At 69.4% G+C, this 15,458-nt stretch carries 17 protein-coding genes and 1 CRISPR repeat array; of the genes, 4 read left to right on the top strand and 13 right to left on the bottom strand.

Annotated features, from left to right (window positions below; translation table 11 throughout):
- Nucleotides 1-738 (top strand): hypothetical protein (locus ACIHFE_RS34385; RefSeq protein WP_400112999.1); only part of this gene is annotated, 738 nt, incomplete at its 5' end.
- Between the two features lie 238 nt (nt 739-976).
- On the opposite strand, the gene ACIHFE_RS34380 is transcribed toward ACIHFE_RS34385, so the two are convergent.
- Nucleotides 977-1,291 carry a hypothetical protein gene (locus tag ACIHFE_RS34380; protein WP_400112998.1) on the bottom strand — a complete coding sequence of 105 codons (315 nt, stop codon included), beginning with the start codon at nt 1,289-1,291 and terminating at the stop codon, nt 977-979.
- Nucleotides 1,292-1,928: 637 nt separating this feature from the next.
- Nucleotides 1,929-2,080: direct repeats of the CRISPR family, unit length 29 nt; unit sequence GTCCGTCCCGCAGGCGCGGGGGTGTTCCG.
- A 68-nt stretch (nt 2,081-2,148) separates the two neighbouring features.
- Between ACIHFE_RS34380 and ACIHFE_RS34375 the strand changes: the two genes are divergently transcribed.
- The gene (locus tag ACIHFE_RS34375) at nt 2,149-2,385 is read left to right on the top strand and encodes a hypothetical protein (protein WP_400112997.1); all 237 of its coding nucleotides are present in this window, start codon (nt 2,149-2,151) and stop codon (nt 2,383-2,385) included.
- 1,178 nt (nt 2,386-3,563) lie between these two features.
- Here ACIHFE_RS34375 and ACIHFE_RS34370 read toward each other — a convergent pair.
- The 7 genes from ACIHFE_RS34370 to ACIHFE_RS34340 all read right to left on the bottom strand — a co-directional run bounded on the left by ACIHFE_RS34370 (nt 3,564) and on the right by ACIHFE_RS34340 (nt 8,848).
- Nucleotides 3,564-4,499: a phosphotransferase family protein gene (locus tag ACIHFE_RS34370; RefSeq protein ID WP_400112995.1), complete on the bottom strand. Its 936-nt coding sequence runs from the start codon at nt 4,497-4,499 to the stop codon at nt 3,564-3,566.
- Nucleotides 4,500-4,719: 220 nt separating this feature from the next.
- A complete protein-coding gene (locus ACIHFE_RS34365; RefSeq protein ID WP_400112993.1) occupies nt 4,720-5,379 on the bottom strand; it encodes an HAD family hydrolase in 660 nt (219 codons plus the stop codon).
- Nucleotides 5,376-5,900: an orotate phosphoribosyltransferase gene (locus tag ACIHFE_RS34360; protein ID WP_400112992.1), complete on the bottom strand. Its 525-nt coding sequence runs from the start codon at nt 5,898-5,900 to the stop codon at nt 5,376-5,378. The genes ACIHFE_RS34365 and ACIHFE_RS34360 overlap by 4 nt, the downstream gene beginning before the upstream one ends.
- Complete coding sequence (locus ACIHFE_RS34355; RefSeq protein WP_400112991.1) at nt 5,897-6,463, bottom strand: LOG family protein; 567 nt, start codon at nt 6,461-6,463, stop codon at nt 5,897-5,899. Before ACIHFE_RS34355 ends, ACIHFE_RS34360 begins: the two co-directional genes overlap by 4 nt.
- Nucleotides 6,460-7,380 carry a hypothetical protein gene (locus ACIHFE_RS34350; protein ID WP_400112988.1) on the bottom strand — a complete coding sequence of 307 codons (921 nt, stop codon included), beginning with the start codon at nt 7,378-7,380 and terminating at the stop codon, nt 6,460-6,462. The genes ACIHFE_RS34355 and ACIHFE_RS34350 overlap by 4 nt, the downstream gene beginning before the upstream one ends.
- A gap of 34 nt (nt 7,381-7,414) precedes the next feature.
- On the bottom strand, nt 7,415-8,284 hold the full coding sequence (locus ACIHFE_RS34345; RefSeq protein WP_400112987.1) for an aspartyl/asparaginyl beta-hydroxylase domain-containing protein: 870 nt from the start codon (nt 8,282-8,284) through the stop codon (nt 7,415-7,417).
- Nucleotides 8,285-8,632: 348 nt separating this feature from the next.
- Nucleotides 8,633-8,848, bottom strand: a complete 216-nt coding sequence (locus ACIHFE_RS34340) for a hypothetical protein (RefSeq protein ID WP_400112986.1) — start codon at nt 8,846-8,848, stop codon at nt 8,633-8,635.
- A gap of 173 nt (nt 8,849-9,021) precedes the next feature.
- Between ACIHFE_RS34340 and ACIHFE_RS34335 the strand changes: the two genes are divergently transcribed.
- On the top strand, nt 9,022-10,149 hold the full coding sequence (locus ACIHFE_RS34335) for a helix-turn-helix domain-containing protein (protein WP_400112983.1): 1,128 nt from the start codon (nt 9,022-9,024) through the stop codon (nt 10,147-10,149).
- Nucleotides 10,150-10,200: 51 nt separating this feature from the next.
- Nucleotides 10,201-10,500, top strand: coding sequence for a hypothetical protein (locus tag ACIHFE_RS34330; RefSeq protein ID WP_400112981.1), 300 nt, complete (start codon nt 10,201-10,203; stop codon nt 10,498-10,500).
- Nucleotides 10,501-10,814: 314 nt separating this feature from the next.
- Here the strand turns inward: ACIHFE_RS34330 and ACIHFE_RS34325 are convergent, their stop codons facing one another.
- The 5 genes from ACIHFE_RS34325 to ACIHFE_RS34305 form a co-directional block, all read right to left on the bottom strand.
- Entirely contained in the window at nt 10,815-10,973 is a 159-nt protein-coding gene (locus ACIHFE_RS34325; RefSeq protein WP_400112980.1) for a hypothetical protein, read from the bottom strand.
- 67 nt (nt 10,974-11,040) lie between these two features.
- Nucleotides 11,041-11,529 carry a hypothetical protein gene (locus ACIHFE_RS34320; protein WP_400112978.1) on the bottom strand — a complete coding sequence of 163 codons (489 nt, stop codon included), beginning with the start codon at nt 11,527-11,529 and terminating at the stop codon, nt 11,041-11,043.
- Between the two features lie 98 nt (nt 11,530-11,627).
- Nucleotides 11,628-12,665 (bottom strand): hypothetical protein, encoded by a 1,038-nt coding sequence (locus ACIHFE_RS34315; RefSeq protein WP_400112976.1) that lies wholly within the window; start codon nt 12,663-12,665, stop codon nt 11,628-11,630.
- A gap of 497 nt (nt 12,666-13,162) precedes the next feature.
- A complete protein-coding gene (locus tag ACIHFE_RS34310; protein ID WP_400112974.1) occupies nt 13,163-13,972 on the bottom strand; it encodes a DNA polymerase beta superfamily protein in 810 nt (269 codons plus the stop codon).
- A complete protein-coding gene (locus ACIHFE_RS34305; RefSeq protein WP_400112972.1) occupies nt 13,969-14,670 on the bottom strand; it encodes a DNA polymerase beta superfamily protein in 702 nt (233 codons plus the stop codon). The genes ACIHFE_RS34310 and ACIHFE_RS34305 overlap by 4 nt, the downstream gene beginning before the upstream one ends.
- Between the last annotated feature and the right edge of the window lie 788 nt (nt 14,671-15,458).

Genomic DNA, 15,458 nt, shown 5'->3' with positions numbered 1-15,458 from the left:
CGCGATCTGGCACAACTTCCGCACCGGCCAGGCGGTCAGCCGCTCACTGACCGCCTACGACCACTGAACGCGTTCGGAAAGACTCGTCTAGGCGTTCACCGGGCAGTAGCCGCCGACCCCGAGCGGCTGCTTCCGCACGCCCTTGAGACCCTCACCACCCAGCCCGACGCGGACGGCGCCCGGCAATGGCTGACCGGTATCCGCAACGCCGTCATTCAGCGCGCCCGCCGGCCCGACGCCGAACCCACCACCTACGAGCAGGCCGTCGCACTCATCGACCAGGCTCAAACGGCTGTCGGCATCGAGGGCATTGACGAACCTCCCGAGTCCGAGGAGACGGGCAGGGCCGCCGGCTTCCAGGAGCAGTTGCAGGCCCGTCCGGACACGCGACGGAACCGTGATTCCCCCATGGATCCTGACCTCAGGCTGGTGAAGCTGGAAGCGAGCCGGCCCACCCGTCTTGTGATCACCGCCCTGGCCATCTGCCACCTGACTCTGGTCACGGTGGTGTCGGCTGCCGGCCTGACCGCGGACACCCCCAATCAGTGGGCCCTGTGGTTCGTCGTACCGGAGATCGTGGGCCTTGCACCTCCTCGTCCCCTACGCTCTCGGTGCCCGGCGTGTGGCATCACCGATCATCTGGATCGCCCCGCCGCGCCGCCTTGGGAACCACCGTCGCACTGGCAACATCGCTCAGTCACCGCTGGCCGCTGCCTGCCTATCTGCCCGCCTGGCTGATCTGGATCTTCGTATTCACCGCGGGCCTGATCGCGCTGACGTTCGCCTGGCGCATCTGGATCGGCTGGCTGCAACCGGACCCGGTCAAGGATGAGACATAGGAGACCGGTGTGGCCGCGCGCTGGTACCTGGGGTGCCGCCAGGCTCCGGCTCAGTGATCACGGGACGGCACGAGGAAGGGCTCGGATCCCACCATGGGAGTCCGAGCCCTTCTTGATCAAGCGGCGGCCGGTGTTGATCAGTTCGCGTCCGGGTTCTTGCCCACCAGCGCCGACAGCAGCTCGATGATCTGAGCCTGGTGGCGGTCCATCTTCGCCTCCAGGACGTCGAAGCGCTCGTTCACCCGGGCGAAACCATCCCGGACCTCGCGGCGCAGCGCGGCCTGGCCCTCGATGACAGCAGCGAAGTTGCCGCCCGTCTGCACCTGGAGCGCCTCGACACGGTCCTCCACCGCTTCGACACGGCGGGTCAACGAGTCGATCTCAATCTGCGTGATGCGATCCTCAGCCACGCGGTGCTCCCCCAGATCCAGATCATGAAAAGCGGCGGTCATCAGGCCCTCCACGATATCTCGGGCGAACAGAGCCGCGCCCCGCCGTCCGGCACGAGGCCGAGTGCCTTCTGTCACGCGCAGGCAACGAGAACTCGGCCGATCCGCATGACGACGTCAGCGGCGTGCTCGGACTTCGCTGGCACCGTGAGTGGGCAGCGTCTGCCTGTACCGCCCTTTGGAGCCGGTCCGCGTCGTGCTGACCGGATCCAACCCGCTTCGGTTGGCACGTCCGGCTTCTCCACGGGCATCGCGACCCTAGCCCGGACAGCATTCCCGGCCGCTGACAGACGAGTGGCTCACGATACTTCCGCAGCGAGTCCGTCGCGCACTCGCGGGGTGTCCCGACCAACGGCGACGAGACCATACGCACCATCGAGTCAGTCCCGCTCACGTGGGGCGTTCCGCAACCACCCGGGCTGTTGGCCGGTCGACCGGCGTCCGTCTCGCGCCTGCGGGGTTGTCCCGGATACGGGGAACTGGGTGTGCAAGTGATCGCCGGATCCGTCTCGGTCATGGCAGCGTTCGGCGGGCCTGGCTGTTGGCACCGACCATAAGGTGGGTGGCGTCCGAACAGTTTCCACAGCAACAGCGCTAGCGAAAAAATGGCAAAGGAGCTGCTAAAGCGCAGGTCACGGAGTGTCCGTCCCGCAGGCGCGGGGGTGTTCCGGTTCGACTCGACGAACTGCACCGGGCGAAGATGTCCGTCCCGCAGGCGCGGGGGTGTTCCGTGTATTTCCAGGACGGCGGCGGCCGGGCTATGGTCCGTCCCGCAGGCGCGGGGGTGTTCCGCCACCGGCCGCTTGCGGCCCGCGGCCGGAGTGAAACGCCCTTCAGTGGCTGCTCGTTCGTGCTAGGGGGTGGCCGATGATCCGGACGACCTGAACCTCGACGCGGTCGAGGTGGATCCGGTAGGCGATCGACATCCGCGCCTCGTCGAGCACCAGCCGACGCAGCACGGTCGGCCCACGCCCCTCGTGCTCGGTGCCGACGTCGTACGGTCGGGTGACGAGCGGGCCGCGCTCGGTCTCAAGGACCGCGCCTTGCTGATTTGGCGTCAGTGTGCAGATCTCGCGGAGGGCATCGGCACTGTATGACGCGGTAGGTCACGCCGGCGCCTTCAGCATCTGCGAGTCATAGGCGGCTCACACCTCCTCGGAGGAGTACGCGGTGGCCGTGCCATCTGCCGAGTCCGCGACGGCGTCCCGAATAACGGGGTGGACGAGCGGCGGCTCCAAGCTGTTGGTAATCGGTGACCTGTCCGGGCAGCACCGGTCTACTACCGGGGCGAGACATCCGGGACGTGGTGGGCGACCTCGGCGGCCGTACGGGCCCTGCCAGAGGGGGCGCCGGTGGACCCGGTTGCGCTTCGCAGCCCACCTGGTGTTCTGGCTCATCGGGGCCTGTTCAGTCCCCGTGAGTCGGGTGCCAACCTGGCGCCTGCTGCAGATCACCCCTGAGGGCGCACAGGCAGTGCGTTACCCCTCGTCCGGCCAGAGCGGGGGTACCCCCTCTGGAGGGGATCCTGCAGGTCACCGGGCATCCCGCCCTCACACCCATCCGGCCCCGACCGACCCCTTCCCGGCCTCTTGGTGCCAACGCCGTACCATCAACCGGGCATCGTCCCTTGCCAGTTGAGCTCTGGGTTTTCCTCTTGCCCGTAACGGTGAGCTGACTGCCGCAGGCACGGCACTGGCATCTCGGTCGGCCATCCGCATCCGCCTCTCGTGCGCCAGGGTCGATGTCATGACCCAGGGATACGAACCACCGCAACGCAGCTTCCGTGCGGATGGCCGGCCAGTCGGCGGCCGGGGGTCGATCCGGAAGCCGGCCTGCGCAAGTACCAGCGGATGAGCCCGCGGACCACTATCTGTGCTTTTGGATCTTCCGCGAGGTGCGGACGCCAGGGGTCCGCGCTGGTGCGGATCCTTTCTCTCCGCATTGCGACATCAGGTGGCTCACGCACGGGGTACCGGCTGCTCGGTACCCTCCCCGGCCCCGACGAGCCTGACCGAAATTCTCGCCTGTTCCGAGGGCCGCCTCCAAGAGCTTTGGCGGCACATTACTGGGCGGCAGGTTCTGCGGACACCTAATCTTGCCGGGGCAGTGTTTCCGCAGGTCGCCGGAACCGCTGTCGCGGTAACTGCGCGGTTCACTGCCGACAGTCCGACGTAGCGTCACAGGGCCCCGGGCTGCGGCCCGTTACCCCAACGCACGCTTCCGACGTATTCCGGATGGCCCCCAACTTGGCCCGGCATGTCGACTTCCCGTGGCTTCAGCTCAGGCGGTAGCCGAGGAAGGCGAGACCGGCGGCGGCGGCGCGGTGCTGGTAGGCGCGCAGTCCGGGGGCGCCTGGGGGTGCGGGCTTGCGGGCGTTGCGGTGCCAGTGGCCGGTGAGTGCGGCGAGGAACGCCGTGGTGGTGTCGGGGTTGTCGGCGGTGGCGGGGTGGTCGCGCAGCAGGCGGGCGATGTCTGCGGGCGCGTGTCCGGCGAGGACGAGCTGCGGCGCGAGGGAGGCGGCGTCGATGCAGGCCGGTCCGGTGGTGGCGTGGGCCCAGTCCACGAAGGTGACGCCGCGGTCGTGGTCGCGGACCATGTTGTCGGCCCGCAGGTCGCCGTGGACGATGCGGTTGCCGAGTGCGAGGGCGGGCCAGGCGGCTTCCAACTCGGCGAGCTGCGGCAGGTGGGCGCGGGCGGTAGGGGCGAGGTCGGCCGGCGGGTCGGAGGCCAGTTCGTCCCAGCCGTGCAGGGCCGCCGCTGAGGAGGAGGCGGTGCTTACCGCCGCGGTGTACGGCGCCGGGGCAGGGTTGGAGGTGAGCTTGTCCAGCAGGGCCCAGGTCTGCCCGGCGTCGTCGGACTGCGGGGACAGGTCGGGATGGGGGCCGTCGAGGTGGGCGATGACCACGGCGGTCCAGTGGGCGGCATGGTGGATGCCGAGCAGGTCGGGGGCCGGGGCGCCGGGAGGCAGCGCGTCCAGGACGGCGGCTTCGTGGACGTTGGCGGCGGTGAGCGGGTCGTCGTCGGGGGCCGCCTTGACGAAGACCCGTCGGCCGTCGGCCAGGCGGAGGACGGCGGCGAGCTGGTGTCCGAAGCCGCCATGGGGGGTGACGGTGTCGGTGACGGGTGAGCCGAGGGCGCCTTCGAGGCGGGCGCGCAGCGGCGGGGGAACGTCAGTCCATTGCAGACGGCCGCTGGTGGGCGGTACAGGCATCGGGGTAGCTTTCAGAGGTCTGGGCACGGTGGCGGGGTGATGGGGTGCGCGCCGAGCCGGACCGCGAGTCGGGGCTGAGGAGCGGGGATCCGCTGTCTCAGTGCTCCAGCTCGGCGCCGGGTGCTCGTCGCCGCATCACGCGCATTCGCCTGTGTCCTCTGAGTGCAGAAGTGCAAAGGGCGCCCGTAGGGGCGCCCTCCACTGTAGTGGTGGTGCTGGGTCACGCGCTGTCGATTAGGGGCAGGTGGTGCAGCAGGGACAGCCCGATGCTGGCGGGTTCGAGTAGGAGGTGATCGGCCCCGGCGGCGCGGAGTGCGGCGGGAGGGTGCCAGCCCCAGACCGCTCCGAGGGCGACGACTCCGGCGGCGCGGGCCGCGGTCATGTCGGTGGGGCTGTCGCCGACGAACACCGCGCGCTCCGGTGGGACGTCCAGCCGGCGCAGGGCGAGGTGCAGTCCGTCGGGAGCCGGTTTGGGCGGTGCGTCCTGCCGGGTGACGACGACTTCCAGCAGGTCGGACAGGGCCCCCGGCAGCAGCCAGCGCACGCGTTCGGGGTCCTGAACCGTGACCGCGCCGATGGCCGTGCCCTGCGCGCGCAAGGCCAACAGGCCAGAGAGCACCCCTGGGAAGGTCTCGACAGGGATCGCCGACGCCGCGCCGTCCCACCAGCGGTCGCACGCGTCGTCCGGGTCGGCGACATCCAGGAACGCCAAGACCTCGCAGCGGGGGCGACGCAGGGCACCGGGAGGAAGATCGCCCGGCGTCACACGGCGGCCCAGAGCGCAGGTGGCGACCGCCGCGAGGGTGGCCCGGACCGCGGCAGCACTGTCCAGCAGCACCCCATCCAGGTCGAACAGCGCCGGTTGCCGGGGCGCCGTCACCGGGCGCCGTCCGCATCCCGGAGCAGGGCGCGCAGAACCAAGTGGTGGTCGGCGAGCAGCGTGGTGGCGCCCGCGTCCCGGTCCAGGACGCACACGGCCGTGCCGACCCGCGCGCCACTCATCCGCAGCAGGCGGGCGCTGCGCAGGAGACTGGCGCCGCTGCGGGCGGTGTCGTCCAGCAGGACCGTCCGCCGACCCCCCAGCTCGGCACCCTCGATCTGCTGCCACGTGCCGTGTGCCTTCGGCACCGGGCGAAGGAAGGCTGCGGGCAGACCGGTGTGCAGGGACACCGCCGTGACCAGCGGCACTCCGGCCAGCGCCGGACCGGCCAGGGCCTCGGTGTCGGCGGGCAGCAGGTCCGCGAGCGCGGTGGCGGTCTCCGTCAGCAGCTCCGGGTCACCGGCCAGCCGGTAGGGGTCGAAGTAGGTGTCGAGTGTGCCGCCGGCCGGGAGCCGGTAGGGGCCGGGCCGGTAGGCAACGGTGGCGATCTTCTCCGCGAACGGGGCGCTGGACGGGGTCATGACTCGCACCGCCCATCGGCGAGGGCCTTGAGATCAGCGGTGAGGGCTTCGACGTCGGGGAGTTCGAGCAGGAAGCCCAGAGGCCGGGTGGGCATCTCGGTCAGCCACCCTTCGGCCCGAAGGAACGCGCTCAGGCGACGGGCGGTGGGCCCGAGCAGCCGTACAGGCAGCGGTCGGATCGTGGTGGCGTAGTACAGGGCGGCGCTCAGTTCGTGCAGCGTGCCCACGCCGCCGCCCATCGCGACGACAAGGTCCACGTCATCGAGGTAGGCGTGCAGCCGGGCCCCCATGGTCGGCGAGTACACGGTGGTGGTGACGTAGGGGTTGAGCGCTCCCCAGTCGGGGCGGTCGGCCAGCGTGATCGCGGTGACCGGCACCCCGTGGGATGCGGCGCCGCGCGCGGCGGCCTCCATCAGCCCGTTGTAGCCGCCGTGCCGCAAGGCGTACCCGGCGCGGGCCAGCGCGGCGCCGGCCGCCTCCGCCAACGGCTCCTCACCGTCGGGCGGAACGACTCCGGCGAACAGGGCCGTCGTCAACTCTGGAACGCGATCGGTGCGGCTCATGAGAGTCCCTCCTCGTGCTGCTGGTAGGCGCGGTACGCGGTGATCTCGTCGGTCAGAGAGTCGGCGGCGTGCGGGGCGATCCGCTGCGCGAGGCGAATGATGCGGTCCAACGCTTCGTCAGCCTGCGCCACGGTGGGGACCGGCGGACTGGTCAGCGCCTGCGTCAGCTCGATCAGGCACTCGCGGCCGGTGGCGGTCCGGCCGACTTCGTCGGGCAGGTGGTACCAGCCGTGATGCCGGGAGTACGGCACCAGCGCGGTGCGAATCATGTCCCGGCAGGTGGCGTTCAGGTCGTGCAGGAGGCCGTAGGCGATGTACTGCTGGCCCCTCGCCAGGCGCTTGCGGAGCATCGCGTGCAGCACCATCGCCTGGACCAGGAGACTGCCGCAGTCCGCCGGCGCCTCCGCGGCACGGGCGAGTTCCTGCGCCGTGCGCTGCCGGGTGTCGGCGTCGGCGATGTCGTCGGCGCCGGCGCCGGCGCCCTGCCACAGCAGGCGGGGGCCGATCCTGCGGCGCAGCGCCCCGACCGCGCTGGTCGGGCACAGGTACAGATCGAGCTGGAGAAGGTGCCCGTCGTGCGGCAGCAGGTAGACGAACCCGGCGCCGCCGAGATTGCCGACGATGGCGTCCCGCCAGCCCGGCAGCAGCGTGCCGAAGGTGGCGGACATCAGCGCGTCCAGGGTGTCCATCAGGTCGGGCAGCCGGTCGTCGCGGACGGCAACGACTAGGTCGACGTCGGAGAGCCGGTCAGCGGTGCCGGAGGCGAGCGAGCCGCGAACCAGCAGGTGAGTCACAGCCGTTGTGGCCGACAGGGCGTGGACCAGGTCGCCCAGGACGGCCAGCTGTGCCAGCCGGTGGGCGTGCGCGAGTTCCTCGAGCGCGAGCAACTCGCTCGGCTCGGATACCGAGGTGGACATGCGGACTCCTTGCGGGGACGCGCTCGGGTCGGGGTCAGGGGCGGGCGAGCAGGTGCGCCTTCGCCTCGCGCCACCTGCTCGCGTCGGCGTCCGCGCCGCGGCCCTCATGGAGTTCGGCGATCAGGTCATACGCGCCGCCCTCCGGCAGGGCGTAGGTGTAGAAGGCGCGCAGCAGCGTCTGTTCGGCCGCGGCGGTGAAGCCGAGCTCGGCGAGCTGTCCGGCCCGCTTCAGCAGTGCGGCCCGGTCCGCCCTGGCCATCTCTGGCAGGTCCGCCGTATCCCCGTCGCGCAGGTGCGGGCGGGCGGCCAGGGCCTGGTAGGCGTCGTCCGCGTACACGTCCGCGATCAGGTGGAGCCGGTCCGGGCCCGTCGTGTAGCACACACCGTGCGCCTGCGAGGGCGTCAGCCGCCACAGCGCACCGGCCGCCATGTGAACCCGGGCTCCTGCGGTGACCAGGACGGCCGAGCGGTTGGTGACGAGCGGGATGTGCAGGCGATGCCGGCCGGTCTCACGCAGTTCCGCGTAGTCGCGGTGCTCCCACAGGTAGGAGTGCGGCTCCAGGCGGGCGAGACGCACGTACGTCAAGTCCAGCCCCAGCGCATCGAGGAACCGCGCGGTGGCGGGCATGGCCTCCAACAGGGAGGTACGTTGAGGGCGGCCGTCACCGATCACGACGTCATGCGGATCCCCGGAGTGGTTCATCAGCGACGCCGTCCACCAGCCGCCCGACTGGTACTCGCCGTAGGCGACGACGCCACGAGTCGGCGCCCCCAGCGCCTCGGCCCGCATCTGTTCGACCGCGGACTCCTCCAAGTCCGCCAGCCGGGCGACCTGGTCGAGGACTTCCGCCCGCCCGGGGCCGGTGCGCGCCGCCGTCGCGGCAGCAGGGAATGTGGTCACCATCGATTCCTCCTGACGTGTCGTTGGATGCGGCCCTGCCGGGCCGCCGCTTCTTGGGTGAGCTCACTGGACGGGCGGGAAGCACGCGACGGTTGTGGGCGCCAATGAGAACTGGGCCGGGCAGTGGCTCCGCCCCTTGCGGGATGCGTGCGAGGCCGGAACAATCAGTCGTCCTGCGGCAGCAGGTTCAGGCGCGGACGCCGGGGCGGGCGGAAGCGGTGAGGCGTGGGTGATGGCGTCCGGGGCCAGGATCGCGACGTGTGCCTTCACCGGCCCCCACGAGCAGGGCCATGAAGGCACGGAAAGGATGGAAGACGTCGACGGGCTCAGCCTGGCGAGTGGGCAGGCCGCTTACGCCAGGGTCCCTTCAACGGCCTGGGCCACCTTCCGCTTCTCGATCATCCGCTCGAACTGGATCGCGTAGACGTGCAGTTCGTCCGGGGTAATGACCAAAGTCGTCTCCTCGGCGGTGCCGTCGCGGTGATGAATCTTGATGGGCAGCGCGACCCGCTCGGCCTGGTGGTCGTAGGTCGCGTCCTTCTTCTGCGGGGTGGCGTGGGAGATCACAGGTTCAGACCCTCTCGTCGGGGTTCTTGCACCCGGGGAATGGGGCGCATAACCCATGAGGATCGGTGCGAGAAGGGGCCAGGGTCCACGGCGTTCTGCTAGCCGTTTTGCTAGGCATTTCACTAGGCTGTTTGCTTCAACTCCCAACCCCCACAGACGCATTGGGGCAATCAGTGGAGAACCGGGTCATTGCGCGGCTCAGGCAGGACCGGGAATGGACACAAAGCCAGGCAGCCGAACGCGTATGCGACGCCGTCGAAGCCGTGACCGGCACCCGACCGGGCGTTGACGGCAACTGGATCTCCCGCTTAGAACGGGGCCAGGTCACCTGGCCCAACGACGACTACCGGCGTGCCCTGCGCACTGTCTACGGCATGACCACCGATGCACAGCTCGGCCTGTACTCAAAACGGACCCGATGCGACCGCACGCGGAAGGAGGTGGGGGCCTCGCAGCGACGTACATTCCTTTCGCTGCCACTGACGGGGATCTTCGCCGAGACCCCGGCCAGGCTCAGCAAAGGCGACCTGAACGCGCTATCGGAGCGCACGCTGGCCCTCCAGGAATGGGACCGCCGCACTGGCGGAGTCCACACCCGGCACCTGGCCATGGCCGAACTCCAGCGCGCCATCGACCTCACCGGCTCCTCCACCACCCCGGCCGTGCGCGCCGGGCTGTGCGCGGGCATCGGCAACCTCGGCGATCTCGCGGGCTGGACCCACTTCGATGCCGGCAGCGAGAAACAGGCACGCCGGGTGTTCGCCCTCGCCCTCAAGGCCGCGGTCGAGGGCGGCGACGAGGCGATGGTCTGCCACGTGGCCTCCGGTCTGGCCCGCGTCGAACTCGCTGCCCACCAGCCGCAGGCCACGCTCGCTCTCCTGGAGATGGCCGAGGAAAAGGTCCCCACCTCCGCGCTGTCCATGCTCGCCGTCCCGCGGGCACAGGCACACGCCCTCAACGGCGACGAGCGGCAGGTGATGAAGAACATCAGCCTCGCCGAGACGATCTACAGCCGCGTCACGGACCTCCGCGACGACCCGCCGCAGTTCTGGTACCTGACCGAACACAAGCTCCATGGCGACATCGGCGACGCCCTGTTCATGCTCTCGCAGACCACGGGACGAGTTCCCGCCGAGTTGGTTGCCCGGTTGCGGCGGGCGGTGGACTCGCAGACCTCGAACCGGGCACGGGCAAAGGACATCGCCCCGCCGGGAGACTGGCCACGGTGCTGTACCGGCAGAAGACCAGGGACGAAGCGGACCACTATGCGAACACCGCGCTTGGCTTGTCTCGGGTCGTGAAGTCCGCCCGCCTGGACGCAGTACTGACCGATATGAACAGGAGTAAACACGGTGACCGTTGACGAAGTGCTCAAGGAAGCCGCCGCCCGTGGGATCACCAATCTGCCTGCACCCTCCCACTTGACCCACGTGCGCGTCTGGCCTGCCCACGAAGACAGGTGGGTCGCCGAGATCGGGCAGCCGCCCCGCAACGAGACGGTGGGCGAGCTGCACACGACGAAGAACGAAGCTAGGGCCGCCGGCACCGCACGCCTTCACGAGGTACGGGCGAAGGTCCGCGCTGCGTTGCCGGAAGACCTCGCCTCCGCCATGCCGGAATGGCCTGACCCGATCGTCAACGAGTGGGATTAGTAAGGCGCCTGCACCGCTGACCCGCGCGACCGCACCCGCTCCGGCCGCCCCCCTGTCAGGTGAGGACGGTCGGCGGCCGGAGCAGGCTTTCTCCCTCGTCCTCGGACATGGCCCCGCCCGTCCCGCCGTCATGGTGGGCGACCGGGGCCATGTTGCGTCGCAGCTGCTGAGGCTGAGCACTTGGCGTTCGATGGGTTGTAACGGGTAGCGGCTACGTCGATGGGTTGGGCCCGGAATGTCAGCGGGTTGCCTGTCAGCGGCTCCTGACAAGCCGCGTGGATCGGATCAGTTGACGGCGCGCACGGAGGCAGTGATCAGGTAGTAGCGGCCGCAGGGCAAGCAGCGCAGGCCGAGGTGACGGTACTGGCGTTGCAGTGCGGGCAGATGACGACGATCTGCGGGGTGCCGCTGGTGATCAGGTCGCTTGCGGTGACGGTCGGGAGGTCGTTGTCGAGAGCGGTGTACGTGGTCACGGGCTCTCCGTCCATGTGGCTGGTGGGTGGCCGAGAGGAGTGTCGCGGGCCGGCGCCTGACCCTCAATCACTCGGAGGGCTTCGGGCCCATCCGGCGGGCCATCCGCGCGGCCTGCTCCGGAGTCACCAGCTCCACCCTGCGACGGAACACCCCCTTGACCACGAAGAAGCACGAGAACTTCCCATACGGGCCGATCTCTCGGCACTCGTACAAGCCATTGCCAGGGATCAGCCACCCGTAGGGCGGCTTTGTGCTGTGGTCGAGGAAGGTGCGCGCGTACACGTACTTCTTGTTCGTGCCGCGGATCTTGGCTACCCAGCCGCTCGGGTGCTCGACGATGAGGCGCTGCGGAGTGATGGACACCCCTGGGAAGGGGGCGGCCGGGTCAGCGGTAGCCACGTTGAGCGGAAGATCGAGCGCCGCCGTTGACGCGGCATTCTGTTCCGGAGTGGCGTGCCGTGCGCAGACCCCCGGGTGAGGGCCGATGCCGTGCCAGACCATGAGCGGATGCCGACAGCGGGTTCCCTTGGTCGTTGTCGTCGTGCACTGGATCACGCGCTCACTGTCTCCCTTGGTCGTAGCTGATTGGGGGCCCGGGGCCTATCGGAGGCCCCGGCAGTCCCGAAGCTTCTGGCGGCGGCACTTGGCCCCGGTCACGAGATGCGGGACAAACCCGCAGGCGTGGCACCGGGGCCTTTACCCGCGCAGTCCCCCGTGCCCAGCGTGTTCGCGATCTGGTACGCCGTCTTGAGATCAGCGTTCATGTCGTCGATGGCCTTGTTCGTGGTCGCCACCGCTTGCGTCACGTCGTGCTGGGCCTGCGAGAGGGCGCTGCTCGCTCCCGCAGGCATCGGCAGGCCGTCGGCTTTCAGGGCTGTCTCAGCCCGTTCGACCGCGCTGATATTTGAGCGCATGCCCTGGATGCCGTTCGTCTCCTGCTGCACGTCGTAGGAGCCGGATGTGTTCACGTCGTAGCCCACCTCGTTCTCGGCGTCGTAGCGGACCACGCTGTCGACGTTGTAGCAGCCGTCCCCGTTGCCGTTCTTCGCGTCCGAGCGCTCGCCGGCCAGGTCCTTGTCCGCTTGTGTCGCGTCGGCGCGGACAGCGGAGGCGTTGGTGAAACGCGCGATGGCGCTATTGAGTGCGTCGACGGCCTTCACGGCAGCATCCTGGTCCGCGGCCCGTGCGCTGGTTACGGCGCTGGCCTGCGCAGATGCGGACTCCTGTGCCTGAGCCTGCCGCTCGGCTGTGGAGTCCTCGCTCCACCCTTGTTGGAGCAGTCCGCTGCACACCTGCTGCCCGGTTGTCTGGGTTCCTCCGTCCCGGACGACCATGCTCCACGGCGCTTTGGACATCGCGCACACGGCGGGGGTGGCGTCCTGGGTGCTCACGGTCTGGGTGGTCCAGAAGTCACCACCGCTGGAGAGGGAGGAGGCGAGGCTGCCGCACTCCGGAACGGGGCTGATGCTGCCGTAGGTGGTGGTGACCTGTATGCGGGCGTCGTGGCCGTAAAGGTAGAGCCAGCAACTGCGTCCGGCGTCGACCTGGGCATGAGGGGAATGGGACGCGACCGACGCCAAAGTCTGGGATGCCCCGGCATGATGTGATGACGGGGTGTGTGAGCAGCCGGTGAGGGTGAGGGCGAGGGCTGCAATGAGCGGGCCGACGACCGTGGCATGAGGGCAGGACACGCGCAGAGCGTAGGGCTGTGGGCAGGCCACACGTCAGTTATATGAAGGGGTCGTGACAATAACGATGTGAATCGGACGGCGAGTTCACGATCTCGATACACGACGCCCCGCTCGGTCATGGGGAGCCGGGCCCGATCGGCGGGCCCGGCAGACTCCGCCTGGCGGCGAAGCCGTTGCGCGTGCCAGCGGGCGAGACCCTGGGTACGGGCTGCGGCGAGTTCTTCCCGCTCGAGGCGCTTGCGGTCCTGTTCTGCGTGAACGCGGGCGACACGGGCGGCTATCTGATCCTCGACGTAGGTCATGACGCCCCCCTCTCGGTGCGACAGGTCATGACGGTCTGGCCCTCGGCATCACGCTCGGCCTGGTACCGGAGCCGGGCGGCGTGCCGTCTCCAATTGGAGACACCCGCGGTGCGGCGTGCTCCTCGCGGCGCTTCTTGGCAGCCTCGGCCTTTGAGGTGGTGGAGAACCCCCGAAGCTGTCGGGGGTACAACCGCATTAGGGCCTGTCCGACAGGTCGCTGACCGGTACTCCACCTGCCCGCAGGCGTGTCTGAACCACCAGCTCGTTCAAGTCGGTCCCGGCATCGGATTGATCCGGCAACATCGTCGACTGCTCGGCCTCGTCCAGGGCCGCGTGGAGGGCTTCGACATCGGCCGTCAGCCGCTCGTGCGAGGGCGCGCCGTCGAGCGTGGACAGGTGGCCGTGCTCGGCCGCGGCCTTGGCCGCCACGAGGTCACGGACGTAGTCCGGTGCGCGCACGCTGTCCAGCAGTGTCGGCAGGTCCGCCTGGACCTCGTGGGCGCGCATCAGGTGAATGCCGGTGAGCAGGACGCGGAAGGTGTAGAGCAGCGGCTTGAGTTCGCCGCTCTTCCCGAAGAGGCGCCACTGTGTCTTCGCGAAGCCGCGGTAGTGGTGGGCGTGGTGGCGGGTCAGCAGGCGCGGGGCGAGGCCGGCGAGGGCGGTGTGCTCGGGGGTGGTGTGCACCACGAGCGGAGAGAGGAGCTGTTCCAGGACGTAGCCGTTGGGGCGGAGCAGGAGCCGGGCGAACTTGGCCAGGTCGTGGGTGACCAGGTCCATCTCCAGGCCGTCGGCGTCCCACATGCGGCTCTGTGTCTCCTGCGGGGGCGTCAGTCCCAGGAGGTCGTGCAGGGGCAGCAGGTGAACGCCGCGCAGGTCGATGTCCGAGTCGCGGGACGGGAAGCCGTAGAGGTGGGCGCCCGAGATGGTGGCGAACAGCAGGGGGTGCTGCTGTTCGGCGACGACCTGTATCAGGTCGGGCAGGCCGCTAACCGTGTGCGTGGTCATATGAGGCTGTTTCCGTTTGTCAGGGAGCGACGGCGGACCGAGATCAGCCAGTTCTCCACGCGGGTGGTGTCGGGGTGTTCCGGGAGCGGGCTGGTGGCCAGTGCCCGGTCCAGGCGTGCGGACAGCTCGTCGCGCCAGGTGCAGGCCTCGTCCCAGGACACTTCGCCACGGCGTACGGCCAGCAGGCGTTCACGGTACGAGCCGGCGTCGATGTGCACGGTGCCGCTCTCCAGCAGCACGGCACCGCTGATCATCAGGCGGAACATGTGCATGATGTGCTTCCAGCGCGGCTCGCCCTCACGCTGCCGGCGGTTCTCCGCCTTGGCGAACTGGGACCTGGCGTACCGCCCGAACGTGGTGTGCGCCTTGCGGGAGAGGAACGCCGGGGCGAGGTCCTGAAGTTCGGCGCCGATCGCGGAGCGCTGTTCGACCAGCGGGCTGTGCAGGACTTCGAGAATGTTGGGGTTGCCGGAGAGTGCGAGCTCGCAGAACCGCTCCACCTCCCAGCCGAACTGCTCGGGCAGCGGGCCTTCCACGTGAGTGGGCGGTTTGGCCATGCGCCAGAAGTCTGCGGTTGGGGCGACGTACACGCCGCGGCGGTCAATGTCCGAGGCAGCCGTGGAGAGCCCGAACGCACGCGACCCGACGACCACCGACAAGATCGTGTGCCGCTCCACCAAATACTGCTCCCCTGACATGCGGTTCATTCTCGTAATACCGCGGCCGTTGGCCAAATGCTTTCCTGAGGAGAGGAATGCGCGGACAGACAGGGCGCCGTGCCCAGGGCGCAGGGTTCGGCCTCGCTGGTCCTCCCCCGGCCCCAAGCAGCAGCCGGTCGTTGTGCTCGGCAGGACCGTAGACCCCTTCCGGGTCCGCCAGCAGGGCCCCGGCCAACACAACCCCACCATGGGTCAGGTGACCGCCGAGCGGGAACGCCCGGTCCAGGCCGGTCTCGGGCTGCCAGTGGGCAAGGCGGCCGTCAGCGGCAGCGCGGTCGGCTATCAGCCCGCCTACGACCGTGCACCCGGACGCTTCCGCGGCACGGATCATGTGGCGGGGGCTGGGGATAGTGGTGGGACTCTTCGGAGTCGGCGATCAGGTGCCGGCCGGGGCCAGGCTGCAGCCACCCGCCATTGACCCCTGCACGCCAGCCAGTTGGCATCCGATATCCACATGCCCTCCTCGGCTCGTAAGGTGGACCGCATGCGACCACCGGACACCGCGGGAACAGCGGAAAAGAAGCTGCAAAGGCGTTGCTGAAGCGCAGGTCGGAAAGTGCCCGTCCCGCACGCGCGGGGGTGTTCCGGAGCATGGTCGGCGGTACCAGAAGGGCAGTGAGTCCGTCCCGCACGCGCGGGGGTGTTCCGTTCTGCGTGGTGAATCCGGTGCCGCCCTAGACGAGTCTTTCCGAATGCCTGCGGGCATGAGGCGAGGGTGCTCAAGATCCGTTTGTGACGACGAACTTGACCACCCTCGTGACCGCACT

The sequence above is a fragment of the Streptomyces sp. NPDC052396 genome, assembly GCF_044593195.1.
Lineage (GTDB): Bacteria > Actinomycetota > Actinomycetes > Streptomycetales > Streptomycetaceae > Streptomyces.
The sequence above is the reverse complement of the archived record's forward strand: the minus strand, read 5'-3'. Positions and strand labels throughout refer to the sequence as shown.

Bases quoted from the DNA above. Each gene is read 5' to 3' on its own strand.
- ACIHFE_RS34355 (WP_400112991.1), bottom strand. From the start codon at position 6,463: ATGAGCCGCACCGATCGCGTTCCAGAGTTGACGACGGCCCTGTTCGCC.
- ACIHFE_RS34350 (WP_400112988.1), bottom strand. From the start codon at position 7,380: ATGTCCACCTCGGTATCCGAGCCGAGCGAGTTGCTCGCGCTCGAGGAA.
- ACIHFE_RS34310 (WP_400112974.1), bottom strand. From the start codon at position 13,972: ATGACCACGCACACGGTTAGCGGCCTGCCCGACCTGATACAGGTCGTC.
- ACIHFE_RS34360 (WP_400112992.1), bottom strand. From the start codon at position 5,900: ATGACCCCGTCCAGCGCCCCGTTCGCGGAGAAGATCGCCACCGTTGCC.
- ACIHFE_RS34380 (WP_400112998.1), bottom strand. From the start codon at position 1,291: ATGACCGCCGCTTTTCATGATCTGGATCTGGGGGAGCACCGCGTGGCT.
- ACIHFE_RS34345 (WP_400112987.1), bottom strand. From the start codon at position 8,284: ATGGTGACCACATTCCCTGCTGCCGCGACGGCGGCGCGCACCGGCCCC.
- ACIHFE_RS34305 (WP_400112972.1), bottom strand. From the start codon at position 14,670: ATGTCAGGGGAGCAGTATTTGGTGGAGCGGCACACGATCTTGTCGGTG.
- ACIHFE_RS34370 (WP_400112995.1), bottom strand. From the start codon at position 4,499: ATGCCTGTACCGCCCACCAGCGGCCGTCTGCAATGGACTGACGTTCCC.